The organism is Mesorhizobium sp. B2-7-2 (assembly GCF_006440775.1).
Classification (GTDB): Bacteria; Pseudomonadota; Alphaproteobacteria; order Rhizobiales; family Rhizobiaceae; genus Mesorhizobium.
In genome coordinates, this window is sequence record NZ_VFTZ01000018.1 from 1 (window position 1) to 24,871 (window position 24,871).

Annotated in this window: 21 protein-coding genes and 1 tRNA gene; 13 read left to right on the plus strand and 9 right to left on the minus strand. The window is 64.2% G+C overall.

All coding sequences use genetic code 11. The annotated features are described in order from the left end of the window. Positions 1 to 223: 223 nt before the first annotated feature. Positions 224 to 1,426: an aromatic ring-hydroxylating dioxygenase subunit alpha gene (locus tag FJ425_RS22250; protein ID WP_140633086.1), complete on the minus strand. Its 1,203-nt coding sequence runs from the start codon at positions 1,424 to 1,426 to the stop codon at positions 224 to 226. A 440-nt stretch (positions 1,427 to 1,866) separates the two neighbouring features. Here FJ425_RS22250 and FJ425_RS22255 point away from each other — a divergent pair, with 440 nt between their 5' ends. After that, positions 1,867 to 2,277 carry a hypothetical protein gene (locus tag FJ425_RS22255; RefSeq protein ID WP_140544281.1) on the plus strand — a complete coding sequence of 137 codons (411 nt, stop codon included), beginning with the start codon at positions 1,867 to 1,869 and terminating at the stop codon, positions 2,275 to 2,277. A gap of 274 nt (positions 2,278 to 2,551) precedes the next feature. On the opposite strand, the gene FJ425_RS22260 is transcribed toward FJ425_RS22255, so the two are convergent. Beyond that, on the minus strand, positions 2,552 to 4,654 hold the full coding sequence (locus FJ425_RS22260; protein WP_181176012.1) for an ATP-binding protein: 2,103 nt from the start codon (positions 4,652 to 4,654) through the stop codon (positions 2,552 to 2,554). A 139-nt stretch (positions 4,655 to 4,793) separates the two neighbouring features. Continuing rightward, positions 4,794 to 5,522 carry a response regulator transcription factor gene (locus FJ425_RS22265; RefSeq protein ID WP_246677982.1) on the minus strand — a complete coding sequence of 243 codons (729 nt, stop codon included), beginning with the start codon at positions 5,520 to 5,522 and terminating at the stop codon, positions 4,794 to 4,796. 93 nt (positions 5,523 to 5,615) lie between these two features. On the opposite strand from FJ425_RS22265, the gene FJ425_RS22270 reads away from it, so the two are divergent. Then, positions 5,616 to 6,317, plus strand: a complete 702-nt coding sequence (locus FJ425_RS22270) for a response regulator transcription factor (RefSeq protein ID WP_140692892.1) — start codon at positions 5,616 to 5,618, stop codon at positions 6,315 to 6,317. 75 nt (positions 6,318 to 6,392) lie between these two features. Here the strand turns inward: FJ425_RS22270 and FJ425_RS31640 are convergent, their stop codons facing one another. Beyond that, positions 6,393 to 6,557, minus strand: coding sequence for a hypothetical protein (locus FJ425_RS31640; RefSeq protein ID WP_181164944.1), 165 nt, complete (start codon positions 6,555 to 6,557; stop codon positions 6,393 to 6,395). A 176-nt stretch (positions 6,558 to 6,733) separates the two neighbouring features. On the opposite strand from FJ425_RS31640, the gene FJ425_RS31645 reads away from it, so the two are divergent. Further along, positions 6,734 to 6,961 carry a hypothetical protein gene (locus FJ425_RS31645; RefSeq protein WP_181176017.1) on the plus strand — a complete coding sequence of 76 codons (228 nt, stop codon included), beginning with the start codon at positions 6,734 to 6,736 and terminating at the stop codon, positions 6,959 to 6,961. A 308-nt stretch (positions 6,962 to 7,269) separates the two neighbouring features. After that, positions 7,270 to 7,725, plus strand: coding sequence for a L,D-transpeptidase (locus FJ425_RS22280; RefSeq protein WP_140726111.1), 456 nt, complete (start codon positions 7,270 to 7,272; stop codon positions 7,723 to 7,725). 139 nt (positions 7,726 to 7,864) lie between these two features. Here FJ425_RS22280 and FJ425_RS22285 read toward each other — a convergent pair whose 3' ends face one another. Further along, entirely contained in the window at positions 7,865 to 10,948 is a 3,084-nt protein-coding gene (locus FJ425_RS22285; RefSeq protein WP_140726114.1) for an efflux RND transporter permease subunit, read from the minus strand. Continuing rightward, positions 10,945 to 12,246, minus strand: coding sequence for an efflux RND transporter periplasmic adaptor subunit (locus FJ425_RS22290; RefSeq protein ID WP_246677983.1), 1,302 nt, complete (start codon positions 12,244 to 12,246; stop codon positions 10,945 to 10,947). Before FJ425_RS22290 ends, FJ425_RS22285 begins: the two co-directional genes overlap by 4 nt. 144 nt (positions 12,247 to 12,390) lie before the next feature. Here FJ425_RS22290 and FJ425_RS22295 point away from each other — a divergent pair, with 144 nt between their 5' ends. The 3 genes from FJ425_RS22295 (at position 12,391) to FJ425_RS22305 (ending at position 15,799) form a co-directional block, all read left to right on the plus strand. Continuing rightward, on the plus strand, positions 12,391 to 12,924 hold the full coding sequence (locus tag FJ425_RS22295; protein ID WP_140692872.1) for a TetR family transcriptional regulator: 534 nt from the start codon (positions 12,391 to 12,393) through the stop codon (positions 12,922 to 12,924). Between the two features lie 151 nt (positions 12,925 to 13,075). Next, on the plus strand, positions 13,076 to 14,686 hold the full coding sequence (locus FJ425_RS22300; protein ID WP_140544293.1) for an inorganic phosphate transporter: 1,611 nt from the start codon (positions 13,076 to 13,078) through the stop codon (positions 14,684 to 14,686). Between the two features lie 84 nt (positions 14,687 to 14,770). Continuing rightward, entirely contained in the window at positions 14,771 to 15,799 is a 1,029-nt protein-coding gene (locus FJ425_RS22305; RefSeq protein WP_140633074.1) for a transporter, read from the plus strand. A 48-nt stretch (positions 15,800 to 15,847) separates the two neighbouring features. Here the strand turns inward: FJ425_RS22305 and FJ425_RS22310 are convergent, their stop codons facing one another. Both FJ425_RS22310 and FJ425_RS22315 read right to left on the minus strand, forming a co-directional pair. Beyond that, positions 15,848 to 17,008, minus strand: coding sequence for a patatin-like phospholipase family protein (locus FJ425_RS22310; protein ID WP_140544297.1), 1,161 nt, complete (start codon positions 17,006 to 17,008; stop codon positions 15,848 to 15,850). Then, a complete protein-coding gene (locus tag FJ425_RS22315) occupies positions 17,001 to 17,789 on the minus strand; it encodes an acetoacetate decarboxylase (RefSeq protein ID WP_140633071.1) in 789 nt (262 codons plus the stop codon). Before FJ425_RS22315 ends, FJ425_RS22310 begins: the two co-directional genes overlap by 8 nt. A 241-nt stretch (positions 17,790 to 18,030) precedes the next feature. On the opposite strand from FJ425_RS22315, the gene FJ425_RS22320 reads away from it, so the two are divergent. From FJ425_RS22320 to FJ425_RS22345, 6 genes are all read left to right on the plus strand, one after another. Beyond that, complete coding sequence (locus FJ425_RS22320; protein ID WP_140726117.1) at positions 18,031 to 18,819, plus strand: 3-hydroxybutyrate dehydrogenase; 789 nt, start codon at positions 18,031 to 18,033, stop codon at positions 18,817 to 18,819. A 175-nt stretch (positions 18,820 to 18,994) separates the two neighbouring features. Next, entirely contained in the window at positions 18,995 to 19,810 is an 816-nt protein-coding gene (locus tag FJ425_RS22325; protein WP_140544303.1) for a sulfurtransferase/chromate resistance protein, read from the plus strand. Then, positions 19,810 to 21,195 carry a chromate efflux transporter gene (gene chrA / locus FJ425_RS22330; RefSeq protein WP_140726120.1) on the plus strand — a complete coding sequence of 462 codons (1,386 nt, stop codon included), beginning with the start codon at positions 19,810 to 19,812 and terminating at the stop codon, positions 21,193 to 21,195. The genes FJ425_RS22325 and chrA overlap by 1 nt, the downstream gene beginning before the upstream one ends. Positions 21,196 to 21,663: 468 nt before the next feature. Beyond that, positions 21,664 to 22,233 (plus strand): sigma-70 family RNA polymerase sigma factor, encoded by a 570-nt coding sequence (locus FJ425_RS22335; RefSeq protein ID WP_140726123.1) that lies wholly within the window; start codon positions 21,664 to 21,666, stop codon positions 22,231 to 22,233. Next, complete coding sequence (locus tag FJ425_RS22340; RefSeq protein WP_140726126.1) at positions 22,220 to 23,134, plus strand: anti-sigma factor; 915 nt, start codon at positions 22,220 to 22,222, stop codon at positions 23,132 to 23,134. The genes FJ425_RS22335 and FJ425_RS22340 overlap by 14 nt, the downstream gene beginning before the upstream one ends. A gap of 207 nt (positions 23,135 to 23,341) precedes the next feature. Then, positions 23,342 to 24,748, plus strand: coding sequence for an NAD(P)-dependent oxidoreductase (locus FJ425_RS22345; protein ID WP_246677984.1), 1,407 nt, complete (start codon positions 23,342 to 23,344; stop codon positions 24,746 to 24,748). Positions 24,749 to 24,791: 43 nt separating this feature from the next. On the opposite strand, the gene FJ425_RS22350 is transcribed toward FJ425_RS22345, so the two are convergent. Then, positions 24,792 to 24,868, minus strand: a tRNA-Arg gene (locus FJ425_RS22350). Between the last annotated feature and the right edge of the window lie 3 nt (positions 24,869 to 24,871).

Consider the following 24,871-nt stretch of genomic DNA (forward strand, 5'->3'; position numbering starts at 1 on the left):
AAGGTGCCCAACGGGCGGATGAGGGGCGGCACCGCCATTGGCGATTGGCCGCACATGAGGGGACTTCATCCTGATCTAACCGGCCTGCGCAGCGCCGGCTTACAAGATTTCAGTCAGACGACACCTTTTTGAGGTCGAGGGCAAGCCAATCGCGAGGCGCTGGCGCCGCCCCTCATCCGCCCTTCGGGCACCTTCTCCCCGTGGAACGGGGAGAAGGAAAGGGCTACCCCCTCGACCGCAGCGCGTCGTTCAATCCCCAAATGTCCTTTTCCTCGGGCGCCGTCTCCAGGTTCAGAACCGGGATCTGCCTGCGCAGGTGGTCGTGGTGGGTGCGCACGCCGTATTCGAGGTCGGAGAGGTAAAAGCCCTCGAAAGCTTCCGACAGCATGGATTCGTTCGACCACACCGAGAGCTGCACGTCCTCGCTCATCGTGTCGCGGTCGATGCGATAAGCGAGGTAGCGGGCCGCTGCCTGTTGGCGCGTCTCGTTCTTGTAGCGGTAGATGGCGCCGCGCAGCAGCGTCTCGCCGGTCGACAGCGGGAACTCCTGATAGAACTGGACGGATTCCGGCATGATCGACAGCGCGTTGTTGGGGAAGATGCCGTAATAGATCCAAGCCTTGCGCAGATGTTCCGGCAGATGCGTGGCCTCAGGCCCGAGCTTGATGTACTCGCGAACGCTCCAGCGCCGTCCGGCGTACGGATTATAGGTGGCGAAGGATCGCGACACGCCATTGATAAAGGGCTCGTCGAAATAGGTCGCGCCATAGAGGTCCTGCAACGCAGGGTGCGCCATGGCGACGTGGTAGCCTTCATTGTCGACGTCGCGCACCGACTTCCAGTTGACGGGCGATTTCTGGGTCCAGATGCCCCAGGACGGGACCATGTCGGCGACATTGTAATGCGCCATCTCGGCCTCGATCGGCTTCAGCAGCTCGGCCACCGAAGGCTGCGGGCCGCCCTTGCGGAAGCGGATGAAAATGAAGCCCATCCAGATTTCGAGGTCGAGCGGCATCAGGCCGAACTCGGTCTTGTCGAGCTCGGGAAAGGAGCGCGGACGGGCAGCACCGCGCAGCGTGCCGTCGAGATTGTAGACCCAGCCATGGAATGGGCACACCAGGGCGTTCTTGCAGGTGCCCTTGCTGTCGGCGACGACGCGGCTGCCGCGGTGGCGGCACATGTTGTTGAAGGCGCGCACGACGCCGTCCTTGCCGCGCACGATCAGTGCGCGCTCGCCGACGACATCCATGGTCAGATAGTCGCCCGGTTTAGGCACGTCGGAAACATGGCCGGCGATCTGCCAGTGGTTGCGGAAGACATATTCCTTCTCGAGCTCGAGAAGGGCGTTGGAATGGTAGCTCCACCCCGGCAAACCCCGCCGGTCCCAATCGTTGGGGATCGCCACGTCACGGAGGTGCGGGTTCATGGATATGCTCTGCTTTTTGTTGAATACTCATTCAATATAAGCATATTTTTCATTGAAATGCAATGGCTTGTGGAAATGTGAAAATTCCATGGCGGCGAATCCGGCCCCGCCCGAGGAAGCGGAACGGCAATTCAGAAGGCGGATACCCGTCTCGGAGAAGGCGTGTTTCGACGGTCACGGGCGTGCATAGACAGCGGCGGAGCGCTCGATTCAGGCGTTGCTGTGTGAGGCTGTTTACAGTCGGGCCGGCGCGGCAGGCGCATATCTGCGCTGACCATTTCGATGGCTGCTCAAATGGTTGCCTCGGATTGGGAAGGCTGGCGCGTCCGGCATCTGTTTCAATCCTGTTACACAGGCAATCATCGCCGACCATCCGGCAGTTACCTGGTGCGATTATGTTCGTTTCATAGCAAAAAGAAAGATAACGAAGGGAACAACCGATGTTTGCGAAAGTTCGCGCCGCCGATGCCAATCGCCGCCTGGCCGCCCCGGAACGCAATGACCGCCGGCCGAAGCTTGCGCTGCGGCAGCGTGCCAGCGACCATCCGATGGCGATGTTCATGCTGATCGGCGCCTGCGCCTTTGTTGCTATGTTGGCCGCGCCTGCCTCAGGGCCGGCTTTCGCCTCGATCAATCCGCCGGCCAATGTCGTCGAGGGCGCGCAGACCACGCTCAAGACCGCCCGTCTGCCGGAATCCACGATCGACTTTGCCTGCAAGGGTCAGAACTGGGGCGCCGAGAGCCTTGAGTGCCTGCGCGCCATCGCCGAACAGTCCGGCCAGCACAGGGAGCGCGCTGTGCGCATGATCGCCAACGCCGCGCCGCTCACCAACACGCCGAACGTTTTTTAAGACCTCCCCTGAGCGCGCCCTCCTGCGCTCCAGTCAGGCTCCCGCCGTGGAAATCGGTTGGGAGCCTCTTTTTTCGGCTCCGTCGATATTCAGGTGAGGCTGGTCTGCAAATGGCGACTTCCTGTGCTTCCGGTACTCACGTACTTAAAGTACGTTCCGTTCCGGTTCTCGGAAGTCACCATTTTCGACTCAGCCTGACCTGAATCTCGACGAAGCCGGCGACGGCGAGTTTAGGTTTACATTCCGCCTACCTGGTGGTCCCAGGCTAACCTGCTCAGATGTGGGCGCTGTTGTCGGCGGCGGCTTCGTCGGCAATGGTCGAGAGGATGCCGCGGACGTCGAGCGTCGAGAATGGCTTTTCCAGGATGTGCGGGCGCTGCTGCTGCGGCAGCGCTTCGATTTCCGCCTTGGCGCCGATCAGATCGCCGGTGACCAGCACGAAGCGCTGCGCCAGCGCGGGCCGCTGAGAAAGCAGTTCGCGGTAGATCGCAATGCCGCTGATGCCCGGCATGCGCAGATCGGAAAAGACGATGTCCGGCGGCATATAACCGTTCAACACGTCAGCCGCCGATGTCCAGCTTGCCACGACGCGCGACTTCACGCCCATCAGTTCGAGTATGTCGGACAACGAGCCGGCGACGTCCGGCTCGTCGTCGATCACCAGTGCATGGCGCAGCCCGCTCGAACGCGCCGGACCTTCGCCGGGCGCGGCGCTGCCGCCCGCGATCGCCGGCAACTGCACGACGAAGCGCGCACCTTGCGGCTCGACCTCCTCGAACCAGATGTTGCCTTTGTGACGCTCGACGATCGATTTCGAGATCGACAGGCCGATGCCGGTGCCGACGCCGACCGGCTTCGTGGTGAAATAGGATTCGAAGATGCGCGAGCGGATCGCCGCGGGGATACCCGGGCCGTTGTCCTCGACGGAGAAGCCCGGATTGCCGTGCTCGTTGCGGAACGTCCGCACCTTGATGCGCCGCTCGCCGGCGATGCCGGCAAGCGCATGCTGGCTGTTGATGAGAAAGTTCGCCGCGACCTGCGTGACGTGGTCGGCGTCGGCCATTGCAAGCAGCGGCCCGCCGGCGAAATCGGTGTCGATGATGATGCCGCTGGAGCGCGCGCCATAGGCGGTGACTTCGAGCGCCGAGCGCACCACCTGGTTGAGATCGGTCTCGGCCTGCTCGGTCGGGTGCAGGCGCACCATCGACAGGAAGCTCTTGACGATGCGGCCGCAACGCTCGGCGGCGGCGCGCACCTTCTCGGCGCGGACCTTGGTCTGCGGATCGCCGGCGAATTCGTGCAGCAGCGTCGACTGCGCCACAACCACCGCCAGCGGGTTGTTGAGCTCATGCGAGACGCCGGCAAGCAGCGAGCCCATCGCCGCCATCTTCTCGTTCTGGTGCAGCTTCTCGCGCTGGCGGTTGATCTCTTCCTCGGCCTGCAGTTTTTCGCGCAGGTCGCGGATCGAGCCGAAGATCAGGCGGCGGTCGGCAACGCGCATCTCGGTCGCCGTCAGCTCGATCGGGAAAATCTCGCCGGCAGCGTTCTGCGTGACGGTCTCCAGCCGCTGGCCGACCATCGGCGCGCCGCGGCCGGCCATGTATTCGGCGCCGGAGGCATAGCCTTTGCGGTAGTATAGCGGAACGATGGTATCGAGCAGGTCCTTGCCGAGGATTGCGCTGCGCTGGAAGCCGAACATCTTCTCGGCGGCCGGATTGAATTCGATGATCGAACCCGTCTCGTCGATGACGATGATGGCGTCCAGTGAGGCCTGCAGCATGGTGCGGCGGATCACTTCACTGGCATGCGCCTCCGATGGCGAGCGCTCGATGGCGTCGCCGATCGCCAAAGCGATGATGTGCAGCGTCGCTTCTTCCTCATCCGTCCATTCGCGCTCAGCGATGCAGTCATTGATGGCCAGCGTGCCCCAAAGGTGGCCATGCGCGAACACGGAGACGGACAGGAACGACTTGATGTTCTGCTTCTCGAAATCGGCTCGCAGGAAGCCGTCGAGGTCGCGCGTGTGGCCGGAGAAAATCTTGCCTTGCCGCTCGTCCTCCTGCAACTGCTCCAGCAGCGAGTCCGAGTTGATGATCGACTGCATGATCACCGTGGGCGAGGCCAGCTCGCCGCCGAAGTCAGGGTCGATCCAATAGGCGGCGACGGACTGGGCGAAGCCTTCGCCCGGCAATTCACGCAGGCGGAAGAGAATGCCGCGCTGGCAATCCATCTTGCGGCACATCGTCCCCAGTATGTCGTCCATCTCGCGCTGCCAGTCGCCTGCCTCGCGCAGGCGGCGCACGACATGGACAGCCGCCATCGCGGCGCCGCCCGGACGCGAGCCATGCATATCGGGGCGTGCTGCATCGGCAGTCATGGTCGGCCGTCTCTCGGAGCCCGCTTAAAACGCGTCGCGTCGAAACGCATTCGAGCGAGGCGCTTCAAGTCTGTATTTTCGATGCATGTCGTTTTTTCAAAACCGCTGCGCGCTTTTGTGCAATATGCATTGGGCTGGTTCAATTGCTGTCGCCGCTCGGCAGCGAGAAGATATAGCCTTCGCCGCGCACCGTGCGCAGGAATTTCGGATTGGCGGGGTCGGCCTCGATCTTCTTTCGCAACCGCATGATGCGGATGTCGACCGCGCGCGAGGATTCCGGATCCTCGACGAAGCCGATCGCTTCCGAAATCGCCGCTCGCGTCAGAAGCCGGTTGGCGCGGGTGAGAAAAACCTCGAGCACGTCGAACTCGCTTTTGGCCATCTCGATGACCGCGCCATTGGCGCCGATGACCAGACGGCCGTCGAAATCGGCCTGAAAGCCGCCGAAATTCACGAAGCGGCGATTGCTGGTTTCGGCCTTCGCCGGCTGCAGCTCGGCCGGCTGCGGCACGCGGCGCAGCACACTGCGCACCCGCGCCAGCACCTCGCGCAATTCGTACGGCTTGACGATATAATCGTCGGCGCCGAGCTCCAGCCCGACGATGCGGTCGAGCGCGGTGCCGGCGGCCGTGGCGTAGATGACGCCGATCTGCGTTTTCGAGCGCAGCCAGCGGCCGAGCGACAGCCCGTCCTCGCCAGGCATGGCGATGTCGAGGATGGCGAGGTGGAAGGACTGCGTCTCGAACAGCATGCGCGCGGCGGCCGCATTCTCAGCCGTGACGACGTCATAGCCGCTGGCGCCGAGATATTCGGCCACAGCCTCCCTCAGGTCCGGTTCGTCCTCGACGACGATGATGCGTGCCTTCACGACGCGCTCGCTCCCGCTTTCAGCGGAAAGTAGATTGGGTATAAACATGATGTCCAGCACTCATCTCGAGTTGTCTGTGGCGGGGTGAAGAAAATGGCCGCACGATCCGTCATTGCGCTTGTGTCCGTCGCCGAGGTGGTGGCCAAAAATCTCGCCGACCATCTCGAACGGCGCGGGCACGATGTGCGCCAGGCGCGCCAGCCCTGGGAGGCGGAGACGCTGCTTTCGGCCGGCGGCATCGATGTCGTGGTCGTCGGCGACGACGTCACCCAGGCCGAGGGCCGCGAACTGCTCAGGCGTTACAGCAGCCAGGGCGGGGGTGGCGAGGGCGGTCCCGACTTCATCCTGATCTGCCGGCCGCGCGACCTCGTAGACAAGGTGCTGGCGCTCGAGCTGGGCGCCGCCGACGTCATCGAAAGCCCGCTCAACGTGCGCGAGCTTGCCGCGCGCATCGGCGGCCTGCTGATGAGACGCGGCAGGGCAGGCGGCGAGCTGATCGTGCTGGAAAACGCCACCGTCGACCTGCGGTCGGCCATGGTGATGCATCGCTCGGGCGCGGAGGAGCAGCTTTCCCCGGGCCAGGTGGCGCTGCTCAAGCTGTTCCTGGCCAGCCCGCGCAAGGTGCTGACGCGCGACGACATCATTGCCGCGGCGCCGGCCGAGAATGCCGACGCTTTCGATCGTTCGATCGATTCGCGCATCGTGCGGCTGCGCCGTAAGCTCGACACCGAGACCATCACCACCATCAGGGGCGCCGGCTATCGTTTCGATCCGCCGGTTCCACGCAACGAGTAAGCTTTGATCAGCGAGGCTTTTGAGCATCGGATTCCCCAAAGCGGTGGTCATTCTGGGTCCGACAACGCCTGGCGTTCAGCGCACGACGATAACCGAGGGTCCAGTTGGAACGTTCGCGCTGACTGTTATCCCGGCCTGGGCGCGCTCCTTTAGCAATACAGTCGCAAGAGCGGCAAAGCCCAGCAAACCCTGCGCGTAAAGCAGCGCGGAAAGCACCGAGGCGGCAAATTTCGTCTTCATCTCTTCAAATCCCTAATCTCGAAATCGTCGGTGCTTCAGGAAACTCCCGAAGCGCCCGCGCCGCTGACGGAGCCCCCCGCTGCGGCGCGGGCCTTCGGTCCTCTCGGCAGCAAGTAGCCGGAGGGGCCGCGCGTCCTCATCAACCGGAGGCCGACCCGCCAGAAGGCCTTCAGCCGGTGGACGCGCAGGCTGGACAAAATCCAGACCGTGGCGATGAACAGAGCCATGTGCAGCGTCGAAACCTCGCCGGAAGTCATCGCCGCCAGCGTCGTCGCCGGCTTGCTACCGAGCCGGCGCCGCCGAGCACGATCGCCGCGACGCTGATCCTGGGAAGCCAGGAGCGGAGTTTCGATTTCCTGCCCACTTTCGTTTGCGGATGTCTGTTCCCGTTGCGTCAAATCTGACGCCGGCCTGTATCCAAATCATGCCGCCGGAGACGCACTTTGTTGCAAGTCGGTTTCGAAAATGAGCCCAAGTCTTTCATATGCGGACGAAATGAACTTTCGTTTTTGGCTTAAGCCGATTGTACGACGCCTGACCGCCACGTCTCGAAGAGATCCGCGGTATCGTTCAACTGGTCCCGTTGTTAATTTGTGGAAACGAATTCGAAACAGAAACGAGCATCAAGCGAAATAGGTCTGAAACGGACGAGCACGATAAGAGCCCATCGAAATTGAAGCCGGACACAACGGCAAAAAACAGAGGGATCGTCATGCACTGCGCCAATTCCGCCAAGCTCATCAACATCACCGCCGCCGCGCTCACTGGCGCGGCGCTGCTCTTCGGCGCCGGCAACGCCGCCCACGCCAACCAGATCGTCGCCAAGGTTTCGCTGTCGCAGCAGATCATGGAAGTCACGGTCGATGGCCGTCCGACCTACACCTGGAAGGTGTCGACCGGCGACAAAAGGCACATCACGCCGACCGGCTCGTTCAAGCCGACCCGCCTGCATGAGATGTGGTATTCGAAAAAATACGACAACGCGCCGATGCCGCATTCGGTGTTCTTCAGCGGCGGCTACGCCGTCCACGCCACCTATGCCATCGGCCGTCTCGGCCGTCCCGCTTCGCATGGCTGCGTGCGGTTGCATCCCGATGCAGCGGCCGATTTCTATCAGTTGGTCGAGGTGTTCGGCCCCGGCAACACCAGCATCGTCATTGTCAAGTAAGGCTTGGCCAAAGTAACCGGCTGGGTAAGAGTAGCAGGCAGGTTGCCGCCTTCCACGATCGCGAAGCTGTGAGGCAGCCGCCAAAAAAAGAGGCCGGAATTTTCCGGCCTCTTTTGTTTTTTTCGCTTCGGTTGCCGTCTCAGCTCGGCAGCGCCGGCATCAGATTCGGATCGGGCTTCTCGGCGAGATGCGGCAGGTCCTTGCTGGCGATGAAGGTGTAGAACATCGGCACGACGAAGAGCGTGAACATGGTGCCGACCAGGATACCGGTGAAGATGACCAGGCCCATCGAATAGCGCGCGGCTGCACCGGCGCCGCTGGAGACGATCAGCGGCACGACGCCGAGCGCCATGGCCGCCGTGGTCATCAGGATCGGCCGCAGGCGCACCTTGGCCGAAGCGATGATGGCGTCGCGGCGCCGCATGCCGTGGATTTCACGCTGCTGGTTGGCGAATTCCACCAGCAGAATGCCATGCTTGGTGATCAGGCCGATCAGCGTGATCAGGCCGACCTGGGTGTAGATGTTCAGCGTCCCCAGGCCGATGTTGAGCGGTACGATCGCGCCGAAGATCGACAGCGGCACCGCCATCATGATGATCAGCGGATCGCGGAAGCTCTCGAACTGGGCCGCCAGCACCAGGTAGATGACGATCACCGCCGCCGCGAAGGCGATCAGGATCGTGTTGCCCTGTTCCTTCTCCTGCCGCGACTGGCCGGAATAGTCGACGAAGAAGGTGTCGGGCAGGGTCTCCTTAGCGAGATCCTCCAGCACCTTCAGGCCGTCGCCGGTGGTCACGCCGGGCAGAGGCAAGGCCGAGATCGTCGAGGAGTTCAGCTGGTTGAACTGCTCGATGGCCGCCGGCGAGGCATTGGTCGAGATCTTCACGACCGCCGACAGCGGCACCATCTTGCCGTCGACGCTGCGCACGAAATACTCGCCGAGCTTGTCGGGATTGTCGCGGAATTCCTGCGGCACCTGCGGGATGATGTCGTAGCTGTTGGAGTCGCGGTCGAACTGCGCCACTTCGGAGCCGCCCACAAGCAGCGTCAGCGTATTGCCGATATCGGCGATCGGCAGGTTCAATGCTGCCGCGCGCTCGCGGTCGATCGTGACGGTCACCTGCGGCGCATCGTAAGACATCGAGTTCTGCACGACGATGAAGCGGCCGGAGGCCTGCGCCTTGCTCTTGATCTTCTCCGCCTGCTCGAAGACCTCCGAGGGAGCTCCGGTGGAGCGCACCACCATGGAAATCGGCAGCCCGCCGCCGGAGCCGGGCAGCGTCGGCGGTGCGAAGACGAAGGCTTCGACACCGGCGACCTTGGCGAGGCGGCCCTGAATGTCGGCCTGGAGCTCCTTCGAACTGCGCTTGCGCTCTGCCCAATCCTTGAAGGCGAAGCCGACGAAGGCGCCGTTGGTCGCGCCGCCGAAGGCGACGGCGGAGAATTGCGCCCTGGTCTCCGGAATGTCCTTCACCAGGCCAAGCATCTGATTGACGTAGGCCTCGGTGTAATCCGATGTGGCATAGCGCGGCGCGGTGACGATCGAAAGCAGGAAGCCCTGATCTTCTTCCGGCGCCAGCTCGGTCGAGGTCTTGGTGAACATGAAGCCGGTCAGCGCGACGAGGGCGATGACGATGATCAGCGTCACCGGGCGGTTCCTGAGCGAAGCGGTGACCGCCCGTTCGTAGACGCGCTCGACGCGGCTGAAGGTTCCGTCGACGATCCGCTGGAAGCGGCCGTGCTGGCCCGGCTTGAGCAGACGAGCCGACATCATCGGCGTGATGGTCATGGCGATGACGCCCGACAGCACCACGGAGCCGGCCAGTGTCACCGCGAATTCGCGGAACAGCGCGCCGGTGAGGCCGCCGGTGAAGGCAAGCGGGGCGAACACGGCGGCCAGCGTGATGGTCATCGCCACGATGGCCGTCGCGATCTCGCGCATGCCGTTGAAGGCCGCCTGCATCGGCGACATGCCGTCTTCCTCCATGTGGCGGTGGATGTTCTCCACCACCACGATGGCGTCGTCGACGACAAGGCCGATCGCCAGCACCATGGCCAGCAGCGACAGAAGGTTGATCGAATAACCGACCGCAAACAGGATGAAGCAGACGCCGATCAGCGACAGCGGGATCGTCACGATCGGCATCATCACCGAGCGGAACGAGCCCAGGAACAGGAGGATGACCACGATAACGATGGCGACCGCCTCGCCGATGGTCTTGAACACTTCCTCGATCGAGGCGCTGATCTGGCCGGTCGCGTCGTAGACGACCTCGATCGTCATGCCTTTCGGCAGCGTATCCTGGATCTGCGGCACGAGCCGGGTGACCGCGGCCGCGGTCGTCAGCGGGTTGGCCGCAGGTGTTGGGAAGATGGCCAGGAAAGTTCCCGGCTTGCCGTTGAAGCTCACCCTGGTGTCGGTGTTTTTCGCGCCGAGCTCGACATGCGCGACATCGCGCAGGCGTACCACCTGGCCATCCGTCGACCGTATCGGGAGCTGGGCGAAGGCCTCGGGCGTCTGCAGGGTCGAATGCACGGTGATCGAGGAGACCACATATTCGTTCTGGGTGTTGCCGGGCGCCGACAGGAAGTTCGAGTTGTTGATCGCGGTCAGCACGTCCACGGCGGTGGCGCCGCGGGCGGCAAGCCTGATCGGGTCGATCCAGACGCGCATGGAATATTCCTGGGCACCGAAGATCTGGACGTCGGCGACACCTTCCACGGTCGAGATGCGAGGCCGGATGACGCGCTCGATATATTCGGTGAGCTGCTCCTTCGTCATGTTCGGGTTCTGCATCGAGATGTACATCATCGCGAACTGCTGGCCGGTGCCTTTGACGATGACCGGATCCTTGGAGGCGTCCGGCAAGGTGCCGCGCACGCCCTGGACCTTGGACAGCACCTCTGCCAGCGCGACGTCCGGATTGGAGCCGAGCTTCATCTGCACCGTGACCGTGCTCGAGGACGGACGGCTGGACGAGGTGACGTAGTCTATGTTTTCGGTCGAGGCGACGGCGCGCGCGATCGGGGCCGATATGAAGCCCTGGATCAGGTCGGCGCTGGCGCCGGGATAGGCCGTGGTAATGGTGATCGCCGTCTCGTCAACCTTGGGATATTGACGGATCGACAGGCCGAAGATGCCCTGGAAACCGAGCAGCAGGATCAGGCAGGCCAGCACCGTCGACAACACGGGCCGGCGGATGAAAAGGTCGGAAAAGCTCATTGCTGAACCTGTTTGTTCGCCGATTTGCTAGGGTCGATGGTGTTGTCGACGGCAACCGACATGCCGTTGAACAGCCGGTTCTGGCCGGCCGTGACGACCTGGTCGCCGTCCTTGAGACCCTCGACGATCTCGACCATGCCGTTGTTGCGGCGGCCGAGCTTGACGAAGACCTGCGAGATGGTGAGCGCAGCCTGCTGCGCGGCCTCGGCCGGCTTGGCGGCGTCGCCGGCCGCTTTGTCGGCCGGCTTCGCATCCGTCGGCTTTGCGGCGTTGTCGGCTGGCTTGGTGGCGTCCGCCTGCGGTTTGGCGGCATCGCCGGCCGCCTTGTCGGCGCCGGCCTTCTGCTCATCCGGCTTCGCCGGCGCAGCAGCGGCAGCGGGCTTCGCCGGCTCGACCACGAAGACATAATCGCCATAGAGGCTGGTCGTCACCGCCGTCTGCGGCACGGAGATGACATTGTTTTCCTGCGGCAGCTCGACACGGATCTGGACGAATTGGCCAGGCGTCAGCTTGCCTTCCGGATTGGCGACCTCGCCGCGTATCGAGACCAGCCGGCTGGCGGGATCGATCTTGGGGTCGATGCCGCGAATGGAGCCGGCAAAGGACATGTCGGCGAGATTGGTGCCGAGCTTGATGGTCTGGCCGATCTTGAGCAGCGGCAGCTGCTGTTCGGGTACCGTGAAGTCGACCCGCATCGTGTCCAGGTCCTGGATCGTCACCACCGCGTTGCCTGGCGCCAGATACTGGCCGATGTCGATCTTCGGGATACCGACCGTGCCACCGAAGGGCGCGGACAATTGCTTCTGGTCGAGCACCGCCTGCAGCTTGTTGACTTGCGCGGCCGAGGCGTCCGCCGCAGCACGCGCGGCGTCAAGCGTCGCGTCGGTGCCGACGCCGCGCCGCTGCAATTCGATCGCGCGGGTCAGCGCCGCCTGGTCCGAGGCGGCCTGCGCCTTCTGCGCCACCAGATCGGCTTTCTCGACGGCATCGTCGAGCTGCACCAACACCGCGTCGGCGGCAACCTTCTGGTTGGCGTGGAAAAGGATGTCCCTGACGATGCCGCTCGTCTCGAGGGTGAGATCGACGCCGCGCACGGCGTTGACGGTGCCGATGGCCTCGATGCCGGGGGTCCATACCGAAGGCTTGACCGTCACTGTCGAGACCGTCGCGGCCGGCGGCTTCATGGTGGCGAAATACTGCTTGATGCCGGCATCGCGCATGAAGTTGAAGCCAACGATGCCGACGCATACCAGGGCAAGCAGCAGCAAGAATCCGGCGATGATGAAAAAGCGCTTCACGGGCAGTCCCCTCGAGCCGGCAGCCGGCAAAAACAATCGATGCCGGGACACATATCGACGATAAGTCCCGATTTCAAATGGCGCGCCTTACTGTACCGGCTGGACGGTCTTGTCAATTCCGCCTAGGCTAATGTAGGGGAAGCAATGAGAGTACCCAGGGCGAACTCACGCGAGAAGATACTTGCCGCCGCCGCCGATGTGGCGCGCGAGGCTGGTCCGGGAAGCCTGTCGCTCGAGGCGGTCGCCAGCCGCGCCGGAGTGTCGAAAGGCGGCCTGCTCTATAATTTTCCGACCAAGGCCAAGCTGATGCAGGGCCTGGTCGAAAGCTATCTCAGCGACTTCCAGAAGGCGCTGGAAACGCGCGCCACCGAGGCCGGCCACGAGAGCGTCCTCTCAGCCTATATCAAGCTGTCGGCCGACGACTGCGAGCGGCCGAAACCCTCGGCGTCGTGGATGTTCTCGGCGATCGCCGAAGATCCCGATTTTCTGACGCCGATCAAGGCCTTCAAGCGCCAGCTGTTCGAACGGCTGAAAGGAGAGACGGACGACCTCGGCTCGCTGCTGGTCTGCTATCTCGCCATTGAGGGGATGCGCAGCATGAACCTGTTTGATTCAGACGTGCTGTCCGAAGACGAGCGCAGGCTTCTGGTGTCCTCGCTCCTGAAGATAGCCGGATAGGTCACCAAACGGTTTGGTAGTGACCAAACGGCTTGGTAGTGACCAAGCGGTTTGGTGGTGACCAAACGGTTAAGAGCGTCACACCAGCTTCATCCTAGGGACATAGCGTCCTCCCCGGTTCTTTGCTGCAATGCAAAAGGAGTGGGACACAATGGTGGACGTAGTTTCGAGTGAGGCGGGGATCCCAAGACCGGATCATCCCCTGGAACAATCGGGCGGTGCCAAATGGTTCCTGCCGGCTTTCGGCGTGCTGGTGCTCGTCGGCATCGTCTATGTCGGCTATGCGCTCAGCCAGGATCTGGCCATCGCCAAGACGGTGCCCTGGATCCTGCTCGGCATCGCGCTTCTGATCGCGCTGGGCTTCGAGTTCGTCAACGGCTTTCACGACACCGCCAACGCGGTCGCCACCGTCATCTACACGCGCTCGCTGCCGGCCGAATTCGCCGTCATGTGGTCGGGCGTCTTCAATTTCCTCGGGGTGCTGACCTCGAGCGGCGCGGTGGCCTTCGGCATCCTGTCGCTGCTGCCGGTCGAGCTCATCCTGCAGGTCGGCTCGTCATCCGGCTTCGCCATGGTGTTCGCCCTTCTGGTCGCCGCGATCCTGTGGAACCTCGGCACCTGGTTCCTCGGCCTGCCGGCTTCGAGCTCGCACACGATGGTCGGCTCGATCATCGGCGTCGGCCTCGCCAACCAGTTCATGGCCCCGGCCGGAAGCGCCACCAGCGGCGTCGACTGGGGGCAGGCGACCAATGTCGGCATCACCTTGCTGGTCTCGCCGATCGTCGGCTTCTTCGCCGCCGCCATCCTGCTCTATGCCATGAAGCTCCTGGTGCGCAATCCGGCGCTCTACGAAGCACCGAAGGGCAATGCGCCGCCGCCATGGTGGATCCGCGCGCTGCTGATCTTCACCTGCACCGGCGTCAGCTTCGCGCACGGCTCCAATGACGGCCAGAAGGGCATGGGACTGATCATGCTGATCCTGATCGGCGTGGTGCCGACGGCTTACGCGCTCAACCGCACGCCCGACATCAACTATCTCGACGCCTACAAGTCGGCCTCGGTGTCTGTCGAGCAGGCTCTGGGCAAGTACGTCAAGCCTGGCGTCACCGTCGCTGATGCCAATGCCGCAAAGGCTGCCGTGCAGGAGGCCGTGCGCAGCAAGAGCTGGAACGATCAGACCACGATCGCGCTGCAGACCTATATCCACAACACCACCGCCGGGCTGCAGCCTTACGCCTCGGTTGACAACGTGCCAACCGACCTGGTCAGCAACGCGCGCAACGACATCTACCTGATCGGCGAAGCGCTGAAGCTGATCGACAAGAAGAAGCTGCTGCCGATGCAGGACGCCGATCTCAAGGCGGTGACCGACTACCACAAGGCGGTCGACAACGCGACGAAGTTCATTCCGCTCTGGGTGAAGATCGCGGTGGCGTTGGCGCTCGGCCTCGGCACCATGGTCGGCTGGAAGCGCATCGTCGTCACCGTCGGCGAGAAGATCGGCAAGAGCCACCTGACCTATGGTCAGGGCGCCGCCGCCGAGCTGGTCGCGATGATCACCATCGGCATGGCCGACCGTTTCGGCCTGCCGGTGTCGACGACGCATGTGCTGTCGTCCGGCGTCGCCGGCACCATGGCAGCCAACGGCTCCGGCCTGCAGTGGTCGACCGTGCGCAACCTGCTGCTGGCCTGGGTGCTCACGCTGCCCTGCTCGATCGCGCTGGCCTTCGTGCTGTTCGTGATCCTCCGCCACGTTTTCTGAGCGGCGGTTCATGCCTGATCGCCAACATCGACGGCGCCGGTTTCGGCGCCGTCTTGCTTTCGAGCATGTGATTGAGTGGCAGCCATGAATGACGCATCGCATCTGACGCTGCTTGCCTGGGACGACAGCCGGCACCATGCGCCCGGCCTGATATGGGCCTATCGCGGCAAGGCCGATGCACCGGCCGAGCCGATCGCGCCAAAGGATATCGAGGCGGTCCTTGCCGAGCCGGATGGCTGGGTGTGGCTGCATGTCGACCTTATCGACCAGCGCGCCCATTCCTGGATCAGCCATGCCTGCGCGCTGCCGCAATCGGCGCATGCGATCCTCGAAGGCCATGAGGACAGCATGGCGCTGGCGCATGAAAAGGGTGTCGTGCACGGCATCGCCGCCGATCTGCATGGCGAGATCGGACGGAGGTCGACCACCATCGGCCGGCTGCATTTCGCCGTGACGGATCGGTTGCTGGTGACCGGCCGGCGCCATTCGCTGGCCGCCGTCGAGGACGTCAACAAGACGCTTTCTGAAGGATTCAAGCCCGCCTCAGCCTTCGAGCTGTTCGCCGCGATCGTGCTCGCCTTCTGCAGGAGCGCCAGCGAACGCCTGGCGCGGGCGACCAAGCAGTTGGACGAGGTCGAGGATCATCTGGTCACCGAGCGGCTGGCCGACGAGCGGCGCCGGATCAAGGACGTGCGTCGCCTAACCGTCTCGCTGCACCGTCCGATCTCGGCGCAGGTGGCGCTGTTTCTGGACGAGAACCGTGCCGGCTGGGAGCTGTCGGCGGGCGCCCACGAGATACTGGGCAAGCTGTCGGCACGCCTCAAAAGGCTCGACCGCGAAGTTGTCATGGTCAACGACCGGGCAAGGCTGCTGCAGGAAGAAGTTGCGGCCGAGTTGGCGGACGAATCCAACCGCAGCCTGAAGGCGCTGGCGGTGATGAGCGCGCTGCTCCTGCCGGGAACGCTGATCGTCGGCATCTTCGGCATGAACACCGAGGGGCTGCCGCTGACCCACACGCATGGCGGCTTCCTGCTGGCGATGCTGCTTGCGGGCGGCGCGACAGGCTTGTTCTATTGGCTGCTGCTGCGAGCCGGCGCCGATCTCAAGTTCTAGGATGCCGATCGGTCCGGATCCCGAAACGGCCCGGGCGGGTACAACTTGTCAGGTCGGGTCTTCGCGATGCAGGTCGTGGATGGTGACGCCGTCGGCATTGTCGGGCAGCATCAGCCACTTCTTGTGGCGCAGCGTGCGCTCGGTGTCTTCCAGGCCCATCTCCCAATGCTCGCGCATCGAGGTGCCGGAGAACTCATAGTCCTTGGCGTGGCCTTCATAGCCTTTGTGCTGGTAGATCAGGTGGACGATGTTGACGACGCCGGCGTCGGAATAGTCGGCTATCAGTTCCTTCTCGCCGTCCTTGAGCTGGTCCGGCGGCACGCGCTTCAGCGCGTCGAGCAGCTTCATCTTGAGCGCATGGATGCGCTGGAAGTTGTCGGTGTTCTGGCGCGTGCGGCTGGAATACATGATGTCCTTGTGGCGCGACAGGACGTCGGCCAAGCCGCGCGGCAGCACGCCGCGGGCGCTGAACAGATCGACCTGGAACACCAGCGAGGAGCGGTCCTCCTCCTGGTCGAGCAGATATTGCAGCGGCGTGTTGGAGACGATGCCGCCGTCCCAGTAATACTCGCCTTCGATGCGGATCGAGGGGAAGGCTGGCGGCAGCGCGCCGCTCGCCATGATGTGCTCCGGCCCGATGCGCACCTTGTCGGTGTCGAAATAGACGAAGTTGCCGGTCCTGACATTGACCGCGCCGACGCTCAAGCGCTTCTTGCCGTCGTTCAGCACGTCGAAGTCGATCAGGCTCTCCAGCGTGTCCTTGAGCTCGGCGGTATCGTAGAAGCTGGTGGCGCCTTCGGCTCCCGACAGCTGGAACCAGGGGTTCGGGCTGCGCGGCTTGAAGAAGCCCGGCTGGCCCATCGTCATGGTCATCAATGACGAGGTCTGGTTGCGGATATCGCGATAGATGTCGCCTTCGGGCGTATAGGCCCAGATCTTGCGGCCCGAGATCGTCTGCCAGAACTGCTCCAGCCGCTGCAGGCGGCGGCTCGGCTCGTTGCCAGCGATGATCGAGGCGTTGATGGCGCCGATCGAGACGCCGGAAAGCCAGGTCGGCTCGCAGCCGGCGTCGGCAAGCGCCTGATAGACCCCTGCCTGATAGGCGCCGAGCGCGCCGCCGCCCTGGAAGACCAGGGCGATGCGGTCATATTGCGCAGTGATTTCCTGGATGGTGGCGGCGGCCGCCTTGTTGCGGGTACGCTCAAGCACCGGCTTTCTCCAGTTCCTTCGCGCCGGCAGCCGATCGGCCGCGGTCCGCGAGATAATCATGCACGACTTCGCCGAGACCCAGCGTCAGATCGGCGGTGAAGTGAACGGCCGAGACGATATCGAGCACAGGCAACTTGGCGACATCGGCCATGACATGCGGCCGAAGGTCGAGCGCGGCGGGCGCCGTCCAGGCTTCCTTCAGCGTGATGTCGGTGAGGTAGTAGCGGACCAGTTCGCAGATGCGCGGGCTGCCGTCGACATGCGGGATGATCTTGATGAGGAAGTTGGGCGCGGCGAGCGAGGCGAGCACCTGGTCGTGGTCGGCTTCGCGGTGCTTGTAGCCCATGGTGCCGGTGGCGCACAGAACGCTTCCATAGTGCAATGTGCCGACCACCACCTCGCCTTCATGCACGATCTTGGGGTTGGCGAGCTTTTTCGGGAAACCCCAGAGCTCGCGGCCGCCGGCGATCGGCGCGTCATCGTCGAGATACATGGAATGTACATAGCCGCCGTGCTGGCCCTTGTAGCGCACCGGGATGACCTGGCCGGTCTCGGTGTAGTCGCCGAAACCGGTCGAATCCGGCATGCGGATGAATTCGTATTTGACCAGCGGCTCGTCTATCTCGAGCGGCGCCGGCACGACGGCTTCCAGCGCTTCGCGCGTCGTGCGGTAGGTGATGATGATGTATTCGCGGTCGAAGAAACGATAAGGGCCGGGCGGGAATGACGGGTTGGTGAGCGGCATGGCATAGGCGCGCTTCACGACATCGGCGATTTCCATGGCTGGTGCCCCAGTAAGCTTTGAAATGACCCGCGCGAATGCGCTGGCAAATATGTTGCATGGCAGCATGACAGTGCCGTGTCAGCCCGGCGACACGCCGCCATGGAGCCGGCAAATGGCGCTGCCGCTCTGTAATCGAGCCGACACATGGCCGTGCCATTGTCGTGCTGCATTGCACCAACTATCTGCTCTCCCAACTCGTTGCGTTGATAAGTCCCTCCCACCTCTTGCGAGATCTCCCATGGGTTCCCTGTCTTCGAAGAATGCGCTCGTCACCGGCTCGACCAGCGGCATCGGCCTTGCAATCGCCCGTGCCTTCGCCGCCGAGGGCGCCAACGTCACCATCAACGGCCTAGGCGACGCGGCGGCGATCGAGCAGGAGCGGGCCGGCATCGAAAAGGATTTCGGCGTCAAGTGCCGCTATTCGGGCGCCAACATGATGGACGGCGCCGCAGTCACCGCCATGATCCACGAGGCCGAGGCGGCGTTCGGCAGCCTCGACATCCTGGTCAACAATGCCGGCATCCAGCATGTCGCGCCGATCGAGGAATTTCCCGACGACAAGTGGGAAGCCATCATCCGCATCAACCTTCTGGCCGCCTTCTACGCCATCAAGGCGGCGGTGCCCGGCATGAAGAGCCGCAAATGGGGCCGCATCATCAACACGGCTTCGGCGCATGCGCTGGTCGCCTCGCCGTTCAAGTCGGCCTATGTCTCGGCCAAGCACGGCATCGCCGGCCTGACCAAGACGGTGGCGCTGGAAGTGGCGCAGGACGGCATCACCGCAAATGCGATCGCGCCTGGCTATGTCTGGACGCCGTTGGTCGAGAAGCAGATTCCCGACACGATGAAGGCGCGCGGCATGACCGAGGAGCAGGTCAAGCACGACGTGCTGCTTGCGGCGCAGCCGACCAAGGAATTCGTCACCGTCGAGGAGCTGGCGGCGCTGACTTTGTTCCTGTGCTCGGACGCCGCCAGGCAGATCACCGGCACGACCCTGCCGATGGATGGCGGCTGGACGGCGCAGTAAGGCCATCCGCCGCTTCAGGTAAAGCGAGGGACGGAGCTTCCGCCCCTGGCATTTGAATTCTTGACAATCGCGGGGGACCGTTCCAGCATTCCGGCAAGGGGTTCCCCGCGACGACCCCGTGAGGCGTCAGCCCAACGATCGCGTCCAAACTCTCTCTGTTCAGGAGGTGGACGCCATGCCGTCAACAACCGCAATCACCGTTCCGCAGCTTTCCCGTCTCGTCGGCTTGCCCGATGCGCCTTGCCTGGTCGATGTGCGCGTCGACGAGGACTATGAAGCCGATCCGCGCCTGTTGCCGGCGTCATGCCGGCGCGATTTCAGGTCTGTCTCAAGCTGGGCGTCGGAATTCTCGGGACGCAAAGTCGTCGTGATCTGCCAGAGGGGGCAGAAACTCTCGCAAGGCGTTGCCGCGTGGCTGCGCCACGAAGGCATTCCGGCGGAATCGCTTGAAGGCGGCTTCGAGGCCTGGGTCGCCGCCAGGGCGCCGTTGGTCAGCGCCGGCGCGATCCCACCCCGCGCTGAGAAGGGACGTACGGTATGGGTCACGCGTTCGCGGCCGAAGGTCGACCGCATCGCTTGTCCCTGGCTGATCCGCCGCTTCGTCGATCCCGAGGCGGTTTTCCTGTTCGTCGATCCAGCCGAAGTGCCTCTTGTGGCGGACCGCTTCGCAGCGGTTCCCTTCGACATCGAAGGCGTGTTCTGGAGCCATCGTGGGGATCGCTGCACTTTCGACACGATGATCGAGGAATTCGGCCTGCGCGTCGAAGCGCTCGATCGCCTGGCGCTGATCGTGCGCGGCGCCGATACGGCGCACCTCGACCTCGTGCCGCAGGCGGCCGGGTTCCTCGCCGCCTCGCTCGGCCTGTCGCGCATGTTCCGCGACGACCTCGAGCAGCTCGAAGCCGGCATGCTCCTCTATGACGCCTTCTTCCGCTGGTGCCGCGATGCCGCGGACGAGACGCACAACTGGCCGGCAGGAGGCAAGGCGTAATGACCGCACTTGCCAAGAACGACGCCGCGCCGCTGGTCGATGTTCCGACCGTGCCGAGTTTTCGCGAGGCGACGCGGCTGTGGGCAAAGATCGGCCTGCTGTCCTTCGGCGGGCCGGCCGGGCAGATCGCGCTGATGCACAAGGAACTGGTCGAGGAGCGCCGCTGGATCGGCGAGGAGCGGTTCCTGCACGCGCTCAACTACTGCATGCTCCTGCCTGGGCCCGAGGCCCAGCAGCTTGCCGTCTATATCGGCTGGCTGCTGCACCGGACGGCAGGCGGTCTCGTCGCCGGCAGCCTGTTCGTGCTGCCGGGCGCGCTGGTCATGCTGGGCTTGAGCAGCTTCTATATGCTTTACAACGACGCACCGGTCGTCGAGGCGCTGTTCTTCGGCGTCAAGGCGGCGGTGCTTGCCGTCGTCGTCGAAGCGGTGATCCGCATCGGCAAGCGGGCGCTGAAGAACCGTGCGATGGTGGCGATAGCGGTGGCGGCCTTTCTCGCCATCTACGTCGTGAAGCTGCCGTTTCCGCTGATCGTGCTTGCGGCAGGCCTCATCGGCTGGATCGGCAATCGATTTGCGCCACGGCTGTTTTCCGGCTCGGCACATGGCAAGGGCAGGGTCGCCGATAACAAAGGCGCGGTCGACCTGATGTTCGAGCGCGGCGAGCTCGGCCACACCGTGCCGACCAGACGGCATGCGGCCCGCACCATCGCCATCTGGCTGCCGCTCTGGCTCGGACCGGTGGCGCTGATCGCCTTGCTGGCGGGGCCCGGCAGCGTGTGGGCGCAGATCGGCGGCTTCTTCAGCCTGATGGCCGTGGTCACCTTCGGCGGCGCCTATGCGGTGCTCGCCTATGTGGCGCAGGCGGCGGTGACCTCGTTCGGCTGGCTTTCGCCCGGCCAAATGGTCGACGGGCTGGGGCTTGCCGAAACGACGCCCGGGCCGCTGATCCTGGTGCTGCAATTCGTCGGCTTCGCCGCCGCCTATCGCCATGCCGGCGCGATCAATCCCTTGCTTGCCGGATCGCTCGGGTCGGCGCTGACACTCTGGGCCACCTTCGTCCCCTGCTTCTTCTGGATCTTTTTGGGCGCGCCCTACATCGAGCAGCTCAGGCAGAACAAGGCGCTGGCGGCGGCGCTGGGCGCGATCACCGCGGCGGTGGTGGGCGTCATCATGAACCTTGCACTGTGGTTCGCGCTGCACGTCGTCTTCGGCAAGGTCGCAAGCGTTGGCTGGGGCGTGGAGGTTCCGGTCCTGTCCTCGCTCGACTGGCGCGCCGCGCTTCTGTCGGCGGCGGCGATGGTCGCCATGTTCAGGCTGAAACTCGGCATGCTGCCGACGCTGGCGGGATCCGCGCTGGCGGGGCTTGCGCTGCAGGCGCTGTAGGCCCGCACGCCGTTCGATCAAGTTAGCGTGAACGAAAAAGCCGACCGGCCGGGAATAAACCGCCCGGTCTGCGGGTCTCCAGGGCATGCGCCATTTGTGCGCAACAGCAGGAGATCATCATGAAGCGGCACCAAGACAGATACGCGTGGGCTGAAGAGGGCGAAGGCGTCAGCCGCCGGCGTCCCCTGGAGCGGATGAGCCGGGCGCATCCGCTCCGGGCGATACCGCCCCGCCGCCGGCCGTGATCCCTGCCGATCGCAACCATCGAGATCCACGACCATGACGGCGCCCCGGTTGCAGCCAGCGATGCGCCGTCCTCTTCCGAGGCACGCCTTGCTTCCGAGACACTTGACTCCGGTGACACCAATGCCTTCTCCTCCCTCGAAGCAGGCGCCATCGCCTGCGGTCGCGATCTTCGCCCACACGAGCAGGGACAGATCGTCGCCTCCCGCTGAGGGCGGCAAACCCATGGCGGGAGCGCCCGACGGCGGAACGGTGTTGAGCGAAAAGATGCTGGCAGCGCGTTTTGCCGAAGTGGTGCTGCCGCATCTTAGCGATGCGCTGTCGCTTGCCCGCTGGCTCACGGGCAATCAAGCCGACGCCGAGGATGTGGTGCAGGAGGCCTGCCTCAAGGCGCATGCGGGCATTGCAGGGTTCGCTGGGGGAAACCCCCGCGCGTGGCTGCTCACCATCGTGCGCAACGCTTCCTACACATGGATGGCGCGCAACCGCCCGCGCAGCGTGGTCGCCGTCGGCGACCTCGCCGATCTCGACGACGTGTCGCCGCCGCCCGACACTGACGCCGACAGCCCGGAGGCGGCGCTGATCGCCAAGGCCAATTCGGCGGCGGTGGAAGGGGCGATTGCCAAGCTGCCGCAAGCCTTCCGCGAAACACTTGTGCTGCGCGACATCAACGGTCTCAGCTACCGCGAGATCGCCGCCATGCTCGGCGTGCCGCAGGGCACGGTGATGTCGCGGCTGGCGAGAGCCCGCGGCCTCTTGATGACGGAACTTGGAGGGCGCCATGAGCCCGCATGAAAATCGCCCGCGTGAGGATGGATTGCCGCAAGACCCGCAGGATATGAAGCTGATGATCCACGCCCTTGTCGATGGCGAGCTCGACGCCGCGGCCGCCCTGGCGGTCGAGCGGCGCATGGCCGCCGATCCGGAGCTTGCCGCCGAACACGCGCGCCTAGTGGCGCTGCGCGGCGCTGTCGCCAATGTGCCGCGCCAGACGGTCCGCGACGACTTTCTGGCCCGCATTGCGGCCATCGCTGAGGTGAGTGGGACCGACGAAGCCGTCCAATCCACAGCCGTAAAGGCGCAGTCACAGCCGCAACAGCAGCAAGGCAATGTCGTCGAGATGCGGCCGCGCGCGGCACGCTGGTTCAACTCCTTCGACTGGCGCCAGATGGCGGCCTCGATCGTGCTGACGGCGTTTCTGGCCAGCGGCGCGACGCAGTGGCTGGCGACGGCGGACAATAGGGCCGACAGCTTTGCCGTGGCCGTCGCCAACGGCCATCGCCGCAGCCTGCTCGCGGCGACTCCAGTCGACATCGTCTCGTCCGACCGCCACACGGTGAAGCCATGGCTCGACGGCCGCATCGGCGTCTCGCCGGCGGCGCCCGATATGGCCAAGGATGGTTACGCCCTGCTTGGCGGACGCGTCGAGGTGATCGGCGACAGGCCGATGCCGGCTCTGGTCTACCGCCATCACGAGCATCTGATCACGTTGGTGGCCGCACCCCGGCAGAACGAGGCCAAATCGGTGCCGGTGGCGGACGATCTATCGGCAGGCGGTTTCCTGCTGGTCCACTGGACAGACGACGCCTTCTCCTACTGGGCGATCTCGGATGCCGAACGCCCTGCGCTCGACGATTTCGTCGCCCGCTTCCGGGCCGCGATCATCGCCAATCCGGCCGCCGGCAGCCCGGGCTGAGCATCACGGCAGGTGTAGCCGCCTTCGATCGGAAGGTGGACGCCGGCGATCATCGAGGCGGCACTTGAACGCCACCAGCGGTCGAGCGCGGCAGGTCCAAATTTCCGGACGAATCTCTCGCTTGCGACCCGGATATGCCGCTTCGCGTCGGTCTATCGGATGACGGATTGGAGTAGCTGGAGGGAGCTGCAGGGGAAACCGCGCTCCATGACTTCAGCCAATATTCTGATTTGCGACTTTGTCGGCCTCCGCTTTGGCGGGGACGGCGATCCCGATCACAGCGAGATCAAGGCTTATATCGAAGCCAAGGGTGGCGTGTTCCACCAGACAGGCATCGCCAAGGCCGGCGCCCCTGGCCCCGGCAAGCTGCATTTCTTCTACCAACCTCAATTGAGCACGCGCGACGAATTGTCGGCCGAGGCGGGCGACGGCCGCTACGACGCCGTCATCGCCGCCGCGACGTTCATTCCGGCGGAGACCAGGTTCCGCCTCGGCGGCGTGCGCATCGGCGCCGGCACCGGCAATATGGGCTCGGCATCGTGGGGTGGGGGCAGCGGCGAAGGCGGCGAAGCGCCGTTGATGAACACGCCGGGCATCAACAGCCGCGCCACCGCGCAAATGGCCATGAAGGCGCTGCTGAAAGTCAGGCCGGATCTTCCCGTGGACAGGCTCAACGCCCTGGTCGCCGGTGGGCAATTCGATACCGGAAAAGACCTGCGGCATTACCCGACCGAGAAGCTCGAAGGCAAAAGACTGGCGGTGATCGGCTATGGCAATATCGGCCGGGAATTCGCCAGGCTCGGCCAGGCCTTCGGCATGCGGGTCGCCATCCATGCGCGGTCCCGTCACCGCAAATGGATCGAGCTGGAGGGTTTCGACTACGCCGCGACCATGGTGGACGCGGCGCGCGGCGCGGACGCGCTTTCGGTCCATCTTGGCCTGGGTGCCTTCGATGCCGGCCAGCAACGTTACGCCAACACCGGGCTGATCTCAGACGGGGTGCTTTGCGCGCTCAATCCAGGCGCCGTGCTGATCAACTACGACCGGGGCGAACTGGTCGATGTGGCAGCGCTGGAGCGCGCGCTGGAATCGGGTCGTGTTTCCCACGCAGCGATCGATGCCGACCTTTTTACCGACGGCGCCGCGCTTTCAGGGCCGATGCTGCCTTATCTGAAGCTGGTCGAGCGTTATGGCCAGCGTCTGGAACTTCTCCCGCATGCCGCGGCCGACACGGACCATCCCTCCCGTGTCGCGGGCGCCAAGCAGGCGATCGATCAGATCTACGCCGCCGTCACCGAGCACCGAGTCTACAATCTGAAGGGATCGCTGCCTCCGGGTTTTGTCGACATGGGAGCGAAGGTCCCGCCCGGTATCGGCGGCATCAATCCCCAGCATCTGGCGGCGCTGGCCGACGATCAAAACGCGGCCGCCGATCTCGCCCAGTCGAGCGCCGTCGTCGCCGCGTTCTGGGAACGCGTCCTGGCTGCGCCCGAACAGGAAAGACCGGCGCTGATCGCTTCCGGAGGCGAGACATTCGCCGAGGCCGCGAACCGCCTCTCCACACATTTGCGCAGGCACCATCTTTCGGGGCCGTTCTCACAAGGATCGACCTGACACCCACCATGCGGCGACTTGCTCGCCAAGCCATTGAAAAGCATGGTGATCCCGACAGGAATCGAACCTGTGACCTACAGATTAGGAATCTGCCGCTCTATCCTACTGAGCTACGGGACCACG

What these genes read in the sequence shown, in the direction of transcription:
- FJ425_RS22300 (WP_140544293.1), top strand. Translation starts at nt 13,076, where the DNA reads ATGGTGGACGTAGTTTCGAGTGAGGCGGGGATCCCAAGACCGGATCAT.
- FJ425_RS22305 (WP_140633074.1), top strand. Translation starts at nt 14,771, where the DNA reads ATGAATGACGCATCGCATCTGACGCTGCTTGCCTGGGACGACAGCCGG.
- FJ425_RS22320 (WP_140726117.1), top strand. Translation starts at nt 18,031, where the DNA reads ATGGGTTCCCTGTCTTCGAAGAATGCGCTCGTCACCGGCTCGACCAGC.
- FJ425_RS22270 (WP_140692892.1), top strand. Translation starts at nt 5,616, where the DNA reads ATGGCCGCACGATCCGTCATTGCGCTTGTGTCCGTCGCCGAGGTGGTG.
- FJ425_RS22285 (WP_140726114.1), bottom strand. Translation starts at nt 10,948, where the DNA reads ATGAGCTTTTCCGACCTTTTCATCCGCCGGCCCGTGTTGTCGACGGTG.
- FJ425_RS22335 (WP_140726123.1), top strand. Translation starts at nt 21,664, where the DNA reads ATGGCGGGAGCGCCCGACGGCGGAACGGTGTTGAGCGAAAAGATGCTG.
- FJ425_RS22280 (WP_140726111.1), top strand. Translation starts at nt 7,270, where the DNA reads ATGCACTGCGCCAATTCCGCCAAGCTCATCAACATCACCGCCGCCGCG.
- FJ425_RS22345 (WP_246677984.1), top strand. Translation starts at nt 23,342, where the DNA reads ATGACTTCAGCCAATATTCTGATTTGCGACTTTGTCGGCCTCCGCTTT.
- FJ425_RS22340 (WP_140726126.1), top strand. Translation starts at nt 22,220, where the DNA reads ATGAGCCCGCATGAAAATCGCCCGCGTGAGGATGGATTGCCGCAAGAC.
- FJ425_RS22255 (WP_140544281.1), top strand. Translation starts at nt 1,867, where the DNA reads ATGTTTGCGAAAGTTCGCGCCGCCGATGCCAATCGCCGCCTGGCCGCC.
- chrA (WP_140726120.1), top strand. Translation starts at nt 19,810, where the DNA reads ATGACCGCACTTGCCAAGAACGACGCCGCGCCGCTGGTCGATGTTCCG.
- FJ425_RS22250 (WP_140633086.1), bottom strand. Translation starts at nt 1,426, where the DNA reads ATGAACCCGCACCTCCGTGACGTGGCGATCCCCAACGATTGGGACCGG.
- FJ425_RS22315 (WP_140633071.1), bottom strand. Translation starts at nt 17,789, where the DNA reads ATGGAAATCGCCGATGTCGTGAAGCGCGCCTATGCCATGCCGCTCACC.
- FJ425_RS22295 (WP_140692872.1), top strand. Translation starts at nt 12,391, where the DNA reads ATGAGAGTACCCAGGGCGAACTCACGCGAGAAGATACTTGCCGCCGCC.
- FJ425_RS22325 (WP_140544303.1), top strand. Translation starts at nt 18,995, where the DNA reads ATGCCGTCAACAACCGCAATCACCGTTCCGCAGCTTTCCCGTCTCGTC.
- FJ425_RS31640 (WP_181164944.1), bottom strand. Translation starts at nt 6,557, where the DNA reads ATGAAGACGAAATTTGCCGCCTCGGTGCTTTCCGCGCTGCTTTACGCG.
- FJ425_RS22260 (WP_181176012.1), bottom strand. Translation starts at nt 4,654, where the DNA reads ATGACTGCCGATGCAGCACGCCCCGATATGCATGGCTCGCGTCCGGGC.